Genomic DNA, 15,370 nt, shown 5'->3' with positions numbered 1-15,370 from the left:
ACAGGCTTGGTTATATCGCGCAACCGACCTCACCCGCCCTTTTGCCTGTTTAACCCTTTCGGCAGGCTCCGCAACCCTCACCCCGATAGGCTTTCGTCCAACAGGCGAGCGAGCCATCACAATGAAATATAGCCTATTGTATAATGTTGAGCCTTGGCATAATTATTGGCGATCGGAACGTCCCCGCCTCGAAAGCCCACAATGTCCGAAACCGAACTCGCCGCATCGTCCCACGAGAGCAAGCGCTTCTTCCAGCGCTCGCCGGAGGCCATGCCCAGCCTGCCGGAGGTTCACGCCTCCATCGCGGTTCCCACGACAGGTGTCTGGTTCCGTCGGCTGTTCGCCTTCATGGGGCCGGGCTACATGGTCTCGGTCGGCTATATGGACCCGGGCAACTGGGCCACCGACCTCGCCGGCGGCGCGCAGTTCGGCTACACGCTTTTGTTCGTCATCATGCTGTCCAACCTGATGGCGATCCTCCTGCAGGCGCTTTCCGCCCGTCTCGGCATCGCCACCGGCCACGACCTTGCCCAGGCCTGCCGCGCCTATTACCCGAAGCCAGTCGCCTACATGCTATGGGTCGCCTGCGAGCTCGCCATCATCGCCTGCGACCTGGCCGAAGTCATCGGCACGGCAATCGCGCTCCAGCTCCTGTTCGGCATTCCGCTGGTCGGCGGCGTTTTGCTCACCGCGCTTGATGCCTTCCTCGTCCTTCTTTTGATGAACAAGGGCTTCCGTTATCTCGAAGCCTTCGTCATCGCGCTTCTCATCATCATATTCGGCTGCTTCGCGGTGCAGATCTTCGTCGCAGCGCCGGCTCCCGGCACCATTCTGCACTCGATGTTCGTGCCCTCGTCGGAAATCGTCACCAACCCGGCCATGCTCTACATCGCCATCGGCATCATCGGCGCCACCGTCATGCCGCACAATCTCTACCTGCATTCCTCCATCGTGCAGACCCGCGCCTATAAGCGCACCGATGAGGGCAAGCGCGACGCCATCAAGTGGGCCACCATCGATTCCACCATCGCGTTGATGCTGGCACTATTCGTCAACGCCTCGATCCTGATCGTCGCGGCCGTCGCCTTCCACGGCACCCCGCATCAGGACGTGGCCGAGATAGGCGACGCCTACCAGTTGCTCTCGCCTCTGCTCGGCCTCGGCATTGCCTCGACGCTGTTTGCCGTGGCGCTGCTCGCGTCCGGCCTGAATTCCACCGTCACCGCCACGCTGGCCGGCCAGATCGTCATGGAAGGCTTCCTGCGCCTGCGCCTGCCGCATTGGGCGCGCCGCCTGCTCACCCGCGGCCTCGCCATCATCCCGGTCGTGTTCGTCACTATCCTCTACGGCGAAAAGGGCACCGCCGAGCTTCTCGTGCTCAGCCAGGTCGTCCTGTCCATGCAGCTTCCCTTCGCGGTCGTCCCGCTCGTCTCCTTCGTCTCGGATCGCAACAAGATGGGCAACCTCGCCATCCCGCGCGCCGTGTCGTGGCTTGCGTGGTTTGTCGCCGCGCTCATTTTGATGCTGAACTTCAAGCTGCTCTACGACACCGTCGTCGGCTTCGGCTGACCCGGAGGGACCCCGCCCTTCCTTGCAAATTTTCGCCGAAGCCTGTCGGATAGCGTCCTGCTCAATCGTCATTCCTGACGAAGCGGGCCGCAACGGACCAGCAGCTACGGAATAAAGGGAAGGCTCTCATGCGCAAGATCAAAGCCGCGACTTTCGTCAGCCTCGACGGCGTCATGCAGGCTCCGGGCGGGCCGCAGGAAGACACCGCAGGCGGTTTCAAATATGGCGGCTGGACGTTCCATTATTGGGACGACGTCATGGGCAAAGTCATGGACGAAGCCTTTTCCAAGCCTTTCGATCTTCTGCTTGGCCGGCGCACCTATGACATCTTCGCCGCCCACTGGCCGCATGCGCCAGAAGAAGACCCGATCGCGAAAACCTTCAACGTGGTCACCAAATACGTCGCCACCCATTCGCCCGATACGCTCGCCTGGCAAAACAGCGTATCGCTCGGCCCCGACGTCGTCGCCACTCTGCGCAAGCTGAAGCGGGAAGACGGCCCCGACCTGCTCATCCAGGGCTCCAGCGAACTTATCCAGACATTGCTTACCGCCGACCTCATCGACGAGATCACATTGCTGGTGTTCCCCTTGACCCTCGGCTCCGGCAAGCGCCTGTTCGGCAGCGGAGCGATGCCTGCCGCCCTCAAGCTCGTTTCCTCGCAGGCTTCGAGCACCGGCGTCATCATGGCGACTTACGTGCGCAGCGGCGAGATCAAGACCGGCTCCTTCGCCCTTGAGGAACCGAGTGAAGCGGAAGTCGAACGCCGCGCCAAGGTCGAAGCCGGCAAGTGAGGGTGCCTACTCCGCCGGCATCGGCGCAACTCGCGCCGTTTTCAAGCTTGCGGCCAGCAGTGCAAGCGCCGCAAGCGGGAATGCCGCCGCGATGACGCCGAGATTGGCCGGCGTCGAATATTCCAGCACCCTGCCCCCGAGCACCGTGCCGATGGCGATGCCGAGATAGATTGCCGAGGCATTGAGCGACAGTGTCAGGTGCGCAATGTCCGGCGCATAGGCCACGAGCCGGCTTGCTTGCGCCGGCGGGAACCCCCAGCCGATGATCCCCCACGGCACCATCAGCCCGATCAGGATCGGGCCGGCCAGTTCATGCGGAACGAATGTCAGGTCGAACGAGATCGTCAGGCAGACCAGCGAGGATAGTATCAGCGAAAGCACCACCACGCGCGTCGCTCCGAAGCGGTCGGCAAGGAATCCGCTGGACAGGTTGCCGATCACCGCGCCAACGCCGAAGGCCAGCAGCATGCCGGGCAAGGCGAGCGCAGGCAGGCCGGCGCCTTCCATGGCCAGCGGCGCGAAATAGGAAATCAGCATGAACCCGCCGGTCAGGTAGAGCAGCGTCACCATAAGTGACGGCATGATGCCCGGCTGGCCAAGGCTGTGCAGCCGCTCGCGCATGGTCAGGCGCGTTCCCTGCATCCCGCGCGGCAGCCGCAGCCACAGCACCAGCGAACAGGCAAGGCCAAGCAGCGCAATCGCGCCGAACGTGCCCCGCCAACCCCAGAAATTGGCGATCAGTGCGCCGAGCGGCGCGCCGAGCGCCACCGCAAACGTCGTCCCGCCGACCACGACCGAAATGGCCAGCGCCCTGTGCTCCGGTCCGGCCAAAGCCACGGCGGTCGCCTGCGCGGTCGCAGCAAACAGGCCCGCCGCCATGCCCATGATGATCTGCGCCGCCGCCAGCGCCGTGAACGACGAACTCGTCGCCGCGACGCCGTTGCCTGCCACGAATATCAGCATCGCCACGACCAGAAGCTTGCGGCGGTCGGCTGCGCCGAACAGCGCCGATAGCGTCGGCGCTCCAATGGCATAGGCCAGCGAAAAGGCGGTGATCAGATAGCCGGCGCTCGGAATGGAAACATGCGCGTCAGCCGCAATCGATGGCAACAGGCTCGAGAAGACGAAGCCGACGGTGCTCATTGCGAACGAGCCGACCGCGAGCCATATAAGGCGTCTGTCCATGGAACTGTCCTTAGTTCAAGATTTATTGAACTATTGAACTTTCTGGCGCGATATGTCAATTACCTATCGCAAGGCTGCTGACAGCCCTGTGTCATGAACCCGGCCGCCAGCGCGGCCAAACCGAGTTGAAACCGACCGCCTATCCGGCCAAATCGAATTGAATCCGGCCGCCAAAGTTGTAGCCTGCGCCCATGAGCCTACCCCATCCTCTTCCCGAACAGATCACGCTCGCCAACGTGCTGTCAGCGCTGGGCGACCCCACCCGCCTCGCCATCATCGCTACGTTGAACCGCACCGGCACGCCGCTGAATTGCGGCCGCTTCAACGAGTTCGGCTCCAAGACCAATGTCAGCTACCATCTGGCCAAGCTGCGCGAGGCCGGCATCACCAATACCGAGGTCGCCGGCACCAGCCGGCTGATCACCTTGCGCCGGGCCGATCTCGACACGCTCTTTCCCGGCCTGCTTGATTCCGTGCTTGCCGCGGCACCCGATTCCGCCGCGCCCGCCAACGGCGAAAAATAGCGGCGACCCAAGCCAACACCCGCCACATTTCCGCCTGCGCCGATTACGCACAGTTCATTGGCCTAAAAGCGTACTTTTCGGGGTTACATCGCGCGGAACTCTCCCCTATAAGGCCCCCTTAGCCAACAAGAACCTTGCCCGCACACTGGCCCGGTCCTCCACGTCGCGTTCGCGCGAAACGGAGACACCTCGCGCCGGCCTTTCGTGCAGCCCAGACCTGACGGACCCGCCATGCCAAAACGCACCGATATCAAATCCATCCTGATCATCGGCGCCGGCCCCATCGTCATCGGCCAGGCCTGCGAGTTCGACTATTCCGGCACCCAGGCCTGCAAGGCGCTCAGGCAGGAGGGCTTCCGCGTCATCCTCGTCAACTCCAACCCGGCCACCATCATGACCGACCCGGAGCTGGCCGACGCAACCTACATCGAGCCGATCACGCCCGAAGTCGTCGCCAAGATCATCGCCAAGGAGCGCCCCGACGCGCTTCTCCCCACCATGGGCGGCCAGACCGCGCTCAACACCGCGCTGTCGCTTCGCCGCATGGGCGTGCTCGAGCGCTACAATGTCGAGATGATCGGCGCCGACGCCCACGCCATCGACAAGGCCGAGGACCGCGCCCTCTTCCGCGAGGCGATGAAGAAGATCGGCCTCGAAACGCCGAAGTCGATGCTGGCCAACGCCACCGACGTTAAGGATGCTGACCGCAAGAAGCACGAGGCCGACCGCGCGGCGCTCAAGGCCGAGAACCCCGCCAATCTCGACGCCGCGCTCGACGCGCTCGAAACCCGCTGGAACCTCGGCGAAGGCGACCGCAAGCAGCGCTACGTCGCGCATGCCATGGGCGTCGCTGCCCAGGCGCTCGACGCCGTCGGCCTGCCCGCCATCATCCGCCCGTCCTTCACGCTCGGCGGCACCGGCGGCGGCATCGCCTACAACCGCGCCGAGTTCTTCGACATCGTCCAGTCCGGCCTCGACGCCTCACCCACCACCGAAGTGCTGATCGAGGAATCGGTGCTCGGCTGGAAGGAATACGAGATGGAGGTCGTGCGCGACAAAGCCGACAACTGCATCATCATCTGCTCCATCGAAAACGTCGACCCGATGGGCGTCCACACCGGCGACAGCATCACGGTTGCGCCCGCGCTCACCTTGACCGACAAGGAATACCAGATGATGCGCAACGCCTCGATCGCGGTGCTGCGCGAGATCGGCGTCGAGACCGGCGGCTCCAACGTCCAGTTCGCCGTCAATCCGGCCGACGGCCGCCTCGTCGTCATCGAGATGAACCCGCGCGTCTCGCGCTCCTCCGCTCTCGCCTCCAAGGCCACCGGCTTTCCCATCGCCAAGATCGCCGCCAAGCTTGCCGTCGGCTACACGCTGGACGAGCTCGAAAATGACATCACCGGCGGCGCGACGCCCGCCTCCTTCGAGCCGTCCATCGACTACGTGGTGACAAAAATCCCGCGCTTCGCCTTCGAGAAATTCCCCGGCGCGGAGCCCACGCTCACCACCGCCATGAAGTCGGTCGGCGAAGTCATGGCCATCGGCCGCACCTTCCAGGAATCGCTGCAAAAGGCGCTGCGCGGTCTCGAAACCGGCCTCACCGGCCTCGACGAGATCGAGATCCCCGGCATTGGAACCGGCGACGACCGCAACGCCATCCGCGCAGCGCTTGGCACCCCAACACCCGACCGGCTGCGCATGGTGGCGCAGGCGATCCGCATGGGCACCTCGCTCGAAGACGTGCACGCCATGTGCAAGATCGACCCGTGGTTCCTCGAGCAGATCGCCGGCATCATCGCCCTTGAAGCCCGCATCCGCGAGCACGGCTTGCCGCAGGATGCCGAGAACCTGCGCATGCTGAAGGCTTCCGGCTTCTCCGACGCCCGCCTCGCCTCGCTCACCGGCAAGACCGCCAAGGAAGTCGCGCATCTGCGCAACGCGCTCGCCGTCCATCCCGTCTACAAGCGCATCGACACCTGCGCCGCCGAATTCGCCTCGCCCACCGCCTACATGTACTCCACCTACGAGGTGCCGTTCGCCGGCAGCCTCGCCAACGAGGCCGGCATTTCCGACCGCAAGAAGGTGGTCATCCTCGGCGGCGGCCCCAACCGCATCGGCCAGGGCATCGAGTTCGACTATTGCTGCTGCCACGCCTGCTTCGCGCTGGGCGAGGCCGGCTACGAATCGATCATGATCAACTGCAACCCCGAGACGGTCTCGACCGACTACGACACCTCCGACCGCCTCTATTTCGAGCCGCTCACCGCCGAGGACGTCATCGAGATCCTCAAGATGGAGCAGACGCGCGGCGAACTCGTCGGCGTCATCGTCCAGTTCGGCGGCCAGACCCCGCTGAAGCTTGCCGAGGCGCTGGAAAAGAACGGCATCCCGATCCTCGGCACCTCGCCCGACATGATCGACCTCGCCGAAGACCGCGACCGCTTCCAGAAGCTGTTGCAGAAGCTCGACCTCACCCAGCCCAAGAACGGCATCGCCCACTCCGTCGAGCAGGCGCGCACCGTCGCCGGCGAGCTCGGCTTCCCGCTGGTCGTGCGCCCGTCCTACGTGCTGGGCGGCCGCGCCATGCAGATCATCTACGACGAGGGCATGCTGCAGACCTACCTGCTCGATACCGTGCCCGGCCTCGTCCCTGAAGACATCAAGCAGAAATACCCCAACGACAAGACCGGCCAGATCAACACGCTGCTCGGCAAGAACCCGCTTCTGTTCGACACCTATCTCACCGAAGCCGTCGAGGTGGACGTGGATTGCCTGTGCGACGGTAAGGCAACATACATCTCCGGCATTCTGGAGCACATCGAGGAAGCCGGCATCCATTCCGGCGACTCGGCCTGCTCGCTGCCCGTGCATTCGCTCTCGAGCGAGATCGTCGACGAGATCGAGCGCCAGACGGCAGCCCTTGCCAAGGCGCTCAATGTCGGCGGCCTGATGAACGTGCAATACGCCATCAAGGACGGCACCATCTACGTTCTGGAAGTGAACCCGCGCGCCTCGCGCACCGTGCCCTTCGTCGCCAAGACCATCGGCCGCCCCATCGCCAAGATCGCCGCGCGCATCATGGCCGGCGAAACGCTGGACGAAGCCTTCGCCCACTACGGCGCCAAGCCGGATGCCCGCAATCCCGGCCACATCGCGGTCAAGGAAGCGGTGTTCCCCTTCGCCCGCTTCCCCGGCGTCGATACGCTGCTTGGCCCGGAAATGCGCTCCACCGGCGAGGTCATGGGCCTCGACACCGATTACGCGCTGGCCTTCGCCAAGAGCCAGCTTGGCGCGGGCGTCGACCTGCCGCGTTCGGGCACGCTCTTCGTCTCGGTGCGCGATGAAGACAAGAAGGGCATCCTGCCCGCCGTCAAGCGTCTGGCCGACCAGGGCTTCAGGGTGCTCGCCACCTCCGGCACCGCCCGTTTCCTCGGCGAAAACGGCGTCGCGGCGGAAAAGATCAACAAGGTTCTGGAAGGCCGCCCGCATATAGAGGACGCCATCCGCAACCGCCAGGTGCAGATCGTCTTCAACACCACGGATGGCCAGAAGGCGGTCTCGGACTCAAAGTCGCTGCGCCGCGCCACCCTGATGCAGAAGGTGCCTTACTACACCACGCTGTCCGGCGCCGCCGCCGTCGCCGAAGCCATCGCCGCCCTGCGGGCTGGGTCGCTGGAAGTCAGGCCCCTGCAGGAATACTTTTTGTAAACGAGACACATACACCGCTTATCTCCCCACCTGAGGGGGAGAAAGCAATTTCAGCATCTTAGCGGAGCAGGCGCTTCAGCGCCGTCCGCGATGCTAAGTGCTAGAAATTGCAAGAGAGGGGCTACCCCCTTTCGGCCATACAGCGCACACCACGAGCGGCTACCCCTTGCCGGTGGCGCGTAAAATGGCCCGACATACATCGTCGAGCCGCTGCTCCACTTCGTCATTCCAAAACCTGATCGTCCTGAAGCCTTGGCTTTCAAAGTGGCTGTCGCGCTCGGCATCGCGCCGGGATTCCGCGTGTTGCCCGCCATCGACTTCCACGATCAGCCGCGCCTCAAAACACACGAAGTCGAGGATATAGCCGTCCAGCGGCACCTGCCGCTTGAATTTCAGGCCTTCCAACTGGCTGCGGCGCAACGCCTGCCACAACAGGTTCTCGGCTTTCGTTGCGTCGCCTCGCATCGAACGGGCAAAGCTGCGATGTGATGGCGGCGTCAAACGATGCGGCAAGATTGCCCCTCTCTTGCGATTTCTAGCACTTAGCTCGCATGTCGGCCTTCGGCCTGCTCGCTAAGATGCTGAAATCGCTTTCTCCCCCGCAAGTGGGGAGATAGGTCGCTGCTCGACGCAATACAGAAGGTGCCCGGCTGCACCACGCTTTCCGGCGCCGCCACAATGGCATTGCCGCGCTACGTGCCGACTCGCCGCCACTGCGGCCATTGCAGGAGTACTTTTTTTGAGAGTGAACGCCAACTTAGTCCATCTCGTGTGTGTGTACATGCGGTGGGCAATCTAGGACAGCATGAGTTAGACTTGCCCCCATATTGATCGCACTACTTTAGTCGAAATCGGAGGCTTTAGCTTGCGTGACGAACATTGTTAGCAATAGTTTTTTGAACTTATTGAGAATTCTGCCATATGGAGGTTTTAGAATGATTTTTGGGGCAGCCAAATGATAGAAAGTCATTCCATTTCACCTCTTAGCGAGATTGCCAGTTGGGCAAAAGACGCTAGAGATGAAGATAGCAAACGGTATTTTTATCATTTTTCTGATGTGTCTTTTATAGAAAAAGGGATGAAAAATTATGTCATTGGAAGAAAAGGAACAGGAAAAACGGCAATCGCTGAATATATCAGGTTAGGATCAAATGATAACAATTTTTCCAAATTACTATCATTTAAAAATTTCCCATTCAATATTCTATATAACTTCCGGGATGCAAATTATACAAAACCGAATCAATATATAACAATTTGGGAGTATGTCATTTACACATGTATATGCAACATGATGTCATCAAATAAAAAAGTAAATTTTGATGCTCTTACCAAGTTACGAAAGATATTTGATTTCGATATAGAAAAAGCACTACCAAGCGCCATTACAAAACTAACCGAAAGGGGATTTGGGATAAATATATTTGGTCTCGGCGGAACCCTGGAACCATCTGACGTCAAAAAAAGATCAGATGAAATCTCAATTCCGGTAAAAAAAGAAATAATAGAAAAATATATAAAGAATAACATAGATGATTCTAATTATTACATAATGTTTGACGCACTAGATGAGGATTATAAAGATATCCTTCAGCCAGATAGAAAAGATGATTATTTTGATTTATTGGTAGGATTATTTAAAGCGGCTCAAAATGTTAGATACTCACTCCAGAACGAGGTGTCTGCGAACATAGTGCCTGTTATTTTTCTAAGAGACGAGATATTTGATTTGTGCCGAGATCCGGATAAAAACAAGTGGCTGGATCGAGCCATCTCTCTTGATTGGAACCCGACGAGATTACAGAGCCTAATCTCCTTTCGCCTATCGAGGGCTCTTGATCGGCACTCAGACCCTCAGGCATTTAGTTCTATCTGGCCTCAGTTTTTCCGGTCTACCCAATACCGTGGAAACAGGCGCCGCGGAGAAGAATTGTTTAAATTTATGCTGCGATCGACATTTGATAGTCCGCGCGACATTATTAATTACGTCCGAGAATGTGCTGACGTCGCTTTGAATTTAGGAGAAAGTATAATTAGCAATGATACTATATCAAAGGCAGACAGCCAACAATCAAATTATATGAGGAGAGAAATAATCGACGAAGTTTACTCTGTAATAGATGATATATCAGAAGTATTGGATATTTTTGTCGAAATTGGGAAACCTATATTTTCAATTAGGGAATTTACGTGGGAATACAACAAGTATATTTTAAAAACAGGGAGGAAAAATAATATAGATTCAGAAACTCTTTTGAAAATTCTGTATCATTTTAGCGTTATTGGAAATATTTCTACGGGAAATAGACAGGTATTCTCTTATAATAGTCATGCAAAAAACTAAATATAAATAGTAATATTTGTATTCATAGAGGATTATTGAAATCTTTGGAATTAATTTGAGTATTGGAATAATTTCCATTATCTTAACGTCTAGATTCACATACTATCTTTCTTTCGAGGCTGTCGTGAATAGAGGCGTTCACGATCGTCTCGCTACACCCTTGATCCTGCTCGCCTTCGCAAAATTCCACCACCCACTTATCCACTCCCTCCGCACCTCACCCATAATCCTGCCCATCGCCCTTGCGGGAGACCTGGTGCGCACCGGGTATCAGGGAGGGGCGACGGTGCCGGGCTGGTCGTCTTCGGTAGGCGGCTGGGTGATGAACCCCTAAGTTCGGCCCTCGAACCGGGCGCAGTGTTGCCCGCAGTTGTCGGCCATCGAGGCTGGAGCTGCGGCATGGCCGGTGCATCGGTTGAGGGAAGCCACCGGACGGGCGGCCGCAAGGCCGCATACTTTACCTAAACGAGCGACCGAACGGCCGCCCGTCCTCCCGACCTCTCAGATGAGGTCAGTTCTTTGACAATGGCCAGACGGCAAAAGCCGGGCGTGGCAACGGTAAAGCACGAACCTTGGCCAGCCGTCTGGCCATTCCTCGGGGTCCCCGCCAGCGACGAGCGAAGCGAGGGAGCTTAAGGGCGGGGCAAGAAAGCGCCCCCGCCAGCGACGAGTGCAACGAGGAGCTTAAAGGCGGGGCAAGGAATCCCCAAGGCCGAAAGGCAGCGTGGCAACGAAGAAGCACATCCATCTCTTCGTCATCCTAGGGCGGAGCAGGCCGAAGGCCGTTGCGCAGACCCTAGGATCCATGCCGTGGCCAAGCGGCAGCGCGCAAAGGGTGCAGAAGAAAGCTCCTCATTCTGAGCCGCCCTACACCCTCGATCCTCACGGCATGGATCCTCTGGTCGCGCCTTCGCTACGATCGGGCTTGCCCGAGGATGACGACGTGGAAAGGGCGTGTGTCATCCCACAAGGGGAGAAGGGGAAGAATCCCCTCACCCGGCCCAGTCGGCATAGCCCTTCATCAGCCCACCGATGTCCTCCATGGTGGGGAACGTCGCGAAACTCTTCACCGCGCCTGTCTCGGCAAAGGGCAGCTTGGTGCTGGCATAGGTTTCCATGTAGGGCCGGAACCAGCTCGTATCGTCGAACATGGTCGGCCGCACATTGACGAAGTCGAGACCCACCGGCCGCGTGAACATCCACGTCATGCAGTGCGGGCAGAAATAATGGTTGTGGTCGGCGCCGTGCAGGCCGCCGATCACCGGTTCGCCCTTCACCACCTCGAACCCGTCCGCCGGCACCATCGCGGTCAGCGAAAAGGCCGAAGACGCCATCTTCTGGCAGCCGTGGCAGTGGCAGGCGGCGGTACAGATCGGCGCCTTGGTGATGCTGATTTCGACCCGCCCGCAGCGGCACGAACCGACAAGAGGAGGTGCAATGGGTGGCATGACGGCCTCGTTTGCTGTTTTCCCCGCTATAGCAAAAATCGGTCCGATTTGTCCCCTTTCCGCCAGCTTGCCCTATAGTAATGACAGGCACTGGCGCACAAGCGCCGTGATGCATGAAACGCTTGGCCGTTCCTGTGGAGGTGCAATGGAAGATCCCGACGAGATTTCGCTTGTTCCGCCGCTGGTCGTGGCCGACAACGCCGCAAAAGGGCTGGCGATGCGCGCCAAATTCAAGCGCGGCGGCACCGAGATCGGCGTGGCGCGCGCTACTGAGCTCAAGGTCCGCAAGCCGCTCGCCCCCTCCACCATCCGCCGCATGGTCAGCTACTTTGCCCGCCACGAGGTGGACAAACGCGGCAAAAACTACGGCAACGAGGCAAATCCGTCCGCCGGCTACATCGCCTGGCATCTGTGGGGCGGCGACGAAGGCCGCGCCTGGGCGCTGGAGCTAAAACAGCGCATCGGCAACGCGCCCGACATATGAAAAGGATCAGGAATCGGTCAGCGCAACCGGCAGGTCGACCACGGGCGGCGTCTCCACCGGCAGCGCGGGCGCGATAAGCATTGGCTCGCGGCGGCGCTTGCGGTCCTTGCCGAGGCCGGTGATGCCCAGCATGCCGCGGCGCTTGGCGTCGTAATAATAGCCGGTCTGGTAGAGCCGGTCGGCGCGGTTCTCGTCGCCATCGGCCACCAGCCACGCGCCGCGCAGGTACTTCACCGCGTATTTCAGGTTCGTCTCGGCATCGAGCAGCCCGTTGGCCGGTCCCTCATAGCCCATGCCGCGCGCCGTCGCGTGCTTGATCTGCATCAGCCCCCAGTGACCCTTGTTGTAGGCCATCGGATTGAAGGTGCTTTCGCGATTGACCACCCGCCGCACGAAATTTTCCGGCACTTCGTAGAGCGCGGCATATTTGGCGATCAACATATCGACCTGGCCGCGCGGCGCTGCCGGTTGCGGCATTACCGGCTGAGCAGGCGCAACGAAAGACGCCGGCTGGATTTCAGGTGCTGCCGAGGCAAGAAGCGCCGGTTGCGGCTGCACGCCGGGCATCGCCGTGGGCTGCACCTGCGTGGCGTCTGCCACCGTCGCGTCGCCCGGTTGCGCCGGAGCAGGCATTCCGGCCATGTCGGGGTTTATCATGGCCTGCGCATAGGCGCTTTGAGGCAGAACTGCGACCGTTTCGGGCAGCGCAATGGTGAAGCCGGCGTCGGTCTCGTCGACACTTGTGGACTGCGCCAATTGCGGCGATTGCGAGGTCGTGGTGCAGCCGGCAAGGCCGAACGCGGCCAGCATCACACCAAGGGTAGCAATGGGCAGCTTCGCTGGCAAACCGGGGGTTCGAAGTCCGTTGGTCGGAAAAACGTGATTTCCGTCCTTACATCAGCCGAGTCTGGCCCGCAACCTGTCCCCCGGTAACTTGTTGTTTGCGCGTATTTCGGGTGGCGATCCCGTCCGGCCGGTGCGATAGTGTTCCCGCTTCGTACCAATTCGCCTCGATATTGGGGCCATGTGCGAAAGGACAATTCGATGAACGACACCACAGTTCCTGAAACCATCGGCCATTCCGTCTTCGAAACGGCGCTCGGCTTCATGGGCATTGCCTGGAGCGAGCGCGGCCTCACCCGCGTCCATCTCGCGCAGAAAAGCCGCGAAAGCGTCGAGCGCAACCTGCTGCGCAAGATCGGTACTGGCGCGCCCACAAGCCGCGACATGCCTTCATGGGTGACCGATCTGGTCGAACGCATCAAGGCTTATGCGGCGGGCGAGGAAGTCGATTTCGCGAACGTCCCGGTCGATCTCACCGGCGTCGACGAGTTCCAGCTGGCCATCTACGACGCCGCGCGCAAGCTCCGCTTTGGCGAAACCACCACCTATGGTGAGCTTGCCAAGCGCGCCGGCAAGGCCGGCCTGCCGCGCGAAACCGGGGCAGCCCTCGGCGCCAATCCGGTGCCGCTGGTCATCCCTTGCCATCGCATCCTTGCCGCTGGCGGCAAGATCGGCGGCTTCTCCGCTCCCGGCGGTTCAGCGTCCAAGGAAAAAATGCTGGCGCTGGAAGGCGTCCACCTCGGCCCGCCGCCATCGGCGCAATCCGCATTCACCTTCTGATGGCGTGATTCTAGTCAGGCCATATCCGCCGCCATCTTTCCTCGTATTCCGGCCGCTTGCATTTGTAGACCTGGCAGGAATTCCGGTCCGCGCTCGGCACGAAGGCGCGGCTGCGAACTTCGCCCATTTCGCAGAATCGGTCGTCGCGCACATAGCGGTCATAGAGCGTGATGTTCGGATTGCGCGGCGAGCGGTAGCGCAACAGAGCCGCCCCGTCGCGGGCAACGCGCGCCTGCACCTCGCCGCAGCTCATCCGGGTCGGATCATAGCGTGAGATTGCATGCGCCTCCGCCGCGATCAGGCAAAGGCTCGCCGCAACAAGGATTGCTTTCATGGGTGCCTCCGGATCTAGCTCGCACGGCAATAATTGCTTTCGCCGTAACGCCAGCAGAACCTTGAAGTTCCGCCGCAAATGCGGCGTCCGTTTGGCATCCTGCCGCAAGCTGCTTCCTGTAACCTCTTGTTTTTGCCTCAAACAAGGGTTATATGCACCCCGTTGATATTTCGGCCGATCGATCCGGGCCTCGCGATCCTCGCGTTTGCTAACGTCTTTCTCCAAAATCTCGATGCCACCGGCCGGGCTTTGGTCCGGTCACCGAAAACATGAGCAAACTCGAAGGAATACTACTATGGCAACAGGGACCGTTAAGTGGTTCAACGCCACCAAGGGCTACGGCTTCATCCAGCCTGACAATGGCGGCGCGGACGTATTCGTCCACATCTCCGCTGTCGAACGCGCTGGCATGTCGACCCTCAACGAAGGCCAGAAGGTCAATTTCGAGATCGAGCAGGACCGCCGCACCGGCAAGTCGTCCGCTGGATCTCTGAGCAAGGCAGCCTGATTTTGCACAAGGCGCGCGCCGGGCGATAGTTCGGGGCGCGCAGCAAGTCACGGATGTACTGGCGGCTGCGCGAGAAGCGCGCCGGAGCATGATGACCCCGACCAGCCGATGCAGCAGATTGCTGCCGGCCCGGACACCAGGCTCCCGATCAGGCTCCCAAGCAATCGAAAGGCGGGATTTATCCCGCCTTTTTGTTTTTCTGCTTGCCGTTGTTTTCGGCAGCTCTTGAAACACAGCCGCCCGGTGTCGAACCCGCGGCGCATCGTTTCACTTCGCATTTCCAACCGGCCGACACCTCTCCCCGTCGTCATCCCGGAATTCGCTCTCGAGCGGAGCGAGAAGGAAACATCCAGGATCCTTTCGCGGCAGTTGGAAATTGGCGGATCCACTCATTGCAATGCCTGATTTCGCTTCTTCAATCTTCTGCATCGCCTGCGCGTTGCCGCACTGTCACGGAATGGATCCCGGACAGCGTCGCCTCACTTTGTTCATCTCGCTTCCGGGATGACGCAGTGGATGGGGTTTGCCTCGATGGATGCAGAGTCGCCTTAGCCAGCTCATGTTCCCGAAATTGGTTAAAGCCATGCATCTTCGCTTCGCAATCCCAACCAATAGAGCGCAACCTCTCCGCTTCGTCATCCCGGAATTCTCTTTTGAGCGAAGCGAGAAAGGAATATCCGGGATCCATTCCGTGACATCGCGGCATCGCTAAAGCCGTGCAGAAGCAGCGCTCCTCTCCCCGCCTGCGGGGGTGAGCAGCCGGTTCGCGAAGCGAATTCATCATGCCAGTGGCATGATGAAAGGCCAGCGAACGCCGGGTCGCTGCGCAAGCAGCGGGCACCC

14 protein-coding genes are annotated in these 15,370 nt (G+C 60.1%); 8 read left to right on the top strand and 6 right to left on the bottom strand.

Annotation, left to right across the window (positions count from 1 at the left end; translation table 11 throughout):
* The first annotated feature begins 201 nt into the window (after positions 1-201).
* Entirely contained in the window at positions 202-1,569 is a 1,368-nt protein-coding gene (locus ACODTY_RS15370; protein WP_488995085.1) for an Nramp family divalent metal transporter, read from the top strand.
* A 128-nt stretch (positions 1,570-1,697) separates the two neighbouring features.
* Positions 1,698-2,363: a dihydrofolate reductase family protein gene (locus ACODTY_RS15365; protein ID WP_488995084.1), complete on the top strand. Its 666-nt coding sequence runs from the start codon at positions 1,698-1,700 to the stop codon at positions 2,361-2,363.
* A gap of 6 nt (positions 2,364-2,369) precedes the next feature.
* On the opposite strand, the gene ACODTY_RS15360 is transcribed toward ACODTY_RS15365, so the two are convergent.
* Positions 2,370-3,548 carry an MFS transporter gene (locus tag ACODTY_RS15360; RefSeq protein ID WP_488995083.1) on the bottom strand — a complete coding sequence of 393 codons (1,179 nt, stop codon included), beginning with the start codon at positions 3,546-3,548 and terminating at the stop codon, positions 2,370-2,372.
* Positions 3,549-3,739: 191 nt separating this feature from the next.
* Between ACODTY_RS15360 and ACODTY_RS15355 the strand changes: the two genes are divergently transcribed.
* Together ACODTY_RS15355 and carB are read left to right on the top strand one after the other, a co-directional pair.
* The gene (locus ACODTY_RS15355; RefSeq protein ID WP_488995082.1) at positions 3,740-4,072 is read left to right on the top strand and encodes an ArsR/SmtB family transcription factor; all 333 of its coding nucleotides are present in this window, start codon (positions 3,740-3,742) and stop codon (positions 4,070-4,072) included.
* Positions 4,073-4,303: 231 nt separating this feature from the next.
* On the top strand, positions 4,304-7,786 hold the full coding sequence (carB, locus tag ACODTY_RS15350; protein ID WP_488995081.1) for a carbamoyl-phosphate synthase large subunit: 3,483 nt from the start codon (positions 4,304-4,306) through the stop codon (positions 7,784-7,786).
* Positions 7,787-7,945: 159 nt separating this feature from the next.
* On the opposite strand, the gene ACODTY_RS15345 is transcribed toward carB, so the two are convergent.
* Positions 7,946-8,287, bottom strand: a complete 342-nt coding sequence (locus ACODTY_RS15345; protein ID WP_488995164.1) for an endonuclease domain-containing protein — start codon at positions 8,285-8,287, stop codon at positions 7,946-7,948.
* A gap of 454 nt (positions 8,288-8,741) precedes the next feature.
* On the opposite strand from ACODTY_RS15345, the gene ACODTY_RS15340 reads away from it, so the two are divergent.
* Positions 8,742-10,130: a P-loop ATPase, Sll1717 family gene (locus ACODTY_RS15340; protein ID WP_488995080.1), complete on the top strand. Its 1,389-nt coding sequence runs from the start codon at positions 8,742-8,744 to the stop codon at positions 10,128-10,130.
* Positions 10,131-11,122: 992 nt separating this feature from the next.
* Here ACODTY_RS15340 and ACODTY_RS15335 read toward each other — a convergent pair.
* Positions 11,123-11,578 carry a GFA family protein gene (locus ACODTY_RS15335; RefSeq protein ID WP_488995079.1) on the bottom strand — a complete coding sequence of 152 codons (456 nt, stop codon included), beginning with the start codon at positions 11,576-11,578 and terminating at the stop codon, positions 11,123-11,125.
* A gap of 145 nt (positions 11,579-11,723) precedes the next feature.
* On the opposite strand from ACODTY_RS15335, the gene ACODTY_RS15330 reads away from it, so the two are divergent.
* Positions 11,724-12,062, top strand: a complete 339-nt coding sequence (locus ACODTY_RS15330) for a hypothetical protein (RefSeq protein WP_488995078.1) — start codon at positions 11,724-11,726, stop codon at positions 12,060-12,062.
* Between the two features lie 6 nt (positions 12,063-12,068).
* Here the strand turns inward: ACODTY_RS15330 and ACODTY_RS15325 are convergent, their stop codons facing one another.
* Positions 12,069-12,908 (bottom strand): transglycosylase SLT domain-containing protein, encoded by an 840-nt coding sequence (locus ACODTY_RS15325; protein ID WP_488995077.1) that lies wholly within the window; start codon positions 12,906-12,908, stop codon positions 12,069-12,071.
* 198 nt (positions 12,909-13,106) lie between these two features.
* On the opposite strand from ACODTY_RS15325, the gene ACODTY_RS15320 reads away from it, so the two are divergent.
* Positions 13,107-13,685, top strand: coding sequence for a methylated-DNA--[protein]-cysteine S-methyltransferase (locus ACODTY_RS15320; RefSeq protein ID WP_488995076.1), 579 nt, complete (start codon positions 13,107-13,109; stop codon positions 13,683-13,685).
* Positions 13,686-13,695: 10 nt separating this feature from the next.
* Here ACODTY_RS15320 and ACODTY_RS15315 read toward each other — a convergent pair whose 3' ends face one another.
* Positions 13,696-14,019 (bottom strand): hypothetical protein, encoded by a 324-nt coding sequence (locus ACODTY_RS15315; RefSeq protein WP_488995075.1) that lies wholly within the window; start codon positions 14,017-14,019, stop codon positions 13,696-13,698.
* 295 nt (positions 14,020-14,314) lie between these two features.
* Here ACODTY_RS15315 and ACODTY_RS15310 point away from each other — a divergent pair, with 295 nt between their 5' ends.
* The gene (locus tag ACODTY_RS15310; RefSeq protein WP_056105757.1) at positions 14,315-14,527 is read left to right on the top strand and encodes a cold-shock protein; all 213 of its coding nucleotides are present in this window, start codon (positions 14,315-14,317) and stop codon (positions 14,525-14,527) included.
* Between the two features lie 415 nt (positions 14,528-14,942).
* Here the strand turns inward: ACODTY_RS15310 and ACODTY_RS15305 are convergent.
* Positions 14,943-15,370: hypothetical protein (locus ACODTY_RS15305; RefSeq protein ID WP_488995074.1), on the bottom strand; the 428-nt coding region annotated here is incomplete at its 5' end.

The organism is Mesorhizobium sp. FG116 (assembly GCF_057809835.1).
The sequence above is the reverse complement of the archived record's forward strand: the minus strand, read 5'-3'. Positions and strand labels throughout refer to the sequence as shown.

Coding starts and splice junctions, on each gene's coding strand:
- ACODTY_RS15370 (WP_488995085.1), top strand. CDS start 202: ATGTCCGAAACCGAACTCGCCGCATCGTCCCACGAGAGCAAGCGCTTC.
- ACODTY_RS15365 (WP_488995084.1), top strand. CDS start 1,698: ATGCGCAAGATCAAAGCCGCGACTTTCGTCAGCCTCGACGGCGTCATG.
- ACODTY_RS15360 (WP_488995083.1), bottom strand. CDS start 3,548: ATGGACAGACGCCTTATATGGCTCGCGGTCGGCTCGTTCGCAATGAGC.
- ACODTY_RS15355 (WP_488995082.1), top strand. CDS start 3,740: ATGAGCCTACCCCATCCTCTTCCCGAACAGATCACGCTCGCCAACGTG.
- carB (WP_488995081.1), top strand. CDS start 4,304: ATGCCAAAACGCACCGATATCAAATCCATCCTGATCATCGGCGCCGGC.
- ACODTY_RS15340 (WP_488995080.1), top strand. CDS start 8,742: ATGATAGAAAGTCATTCCATTTCACCTCTTAGCGAGATTGCCAGTTGG.
- ACODTY_RS15335 (WP_488995079.1), bottom strand. CDS start 11,578: ATGCCACCCATTGCACCTCCTCTTGTCGGTTCGTGCCGCTGCGGGCGG.
- ACODTY_RS15330 (WP_488995078.1), top strand. CDS start 11,724: ATGGAAGATCCCGACGAGATTTCGCTTGTTCCGCCGCTGGTCGTGGCC.
- ACODTY_RS15320 (WP_488995076.1), top strand. CDS start 13,107: ATGAACGACACCACAGTTCCTGAAACCATCGGCCATTCCGTCTTCGAA.
- ACODTY_RS15315 (WP_488995075.1), bottom strand. CDS start 14,019: ATGAAAGCAATCCTTGTTGCGGCGAGCCTTTGCCTGATCGCGGCGGAG.
- ACODTY_RS15310 (WP_056105757.1), top strand. CDS start 14,315: ATGGCAACAGGGACCGTTAAGTGGTTCAACGCCACCAAGGGCTACGGC.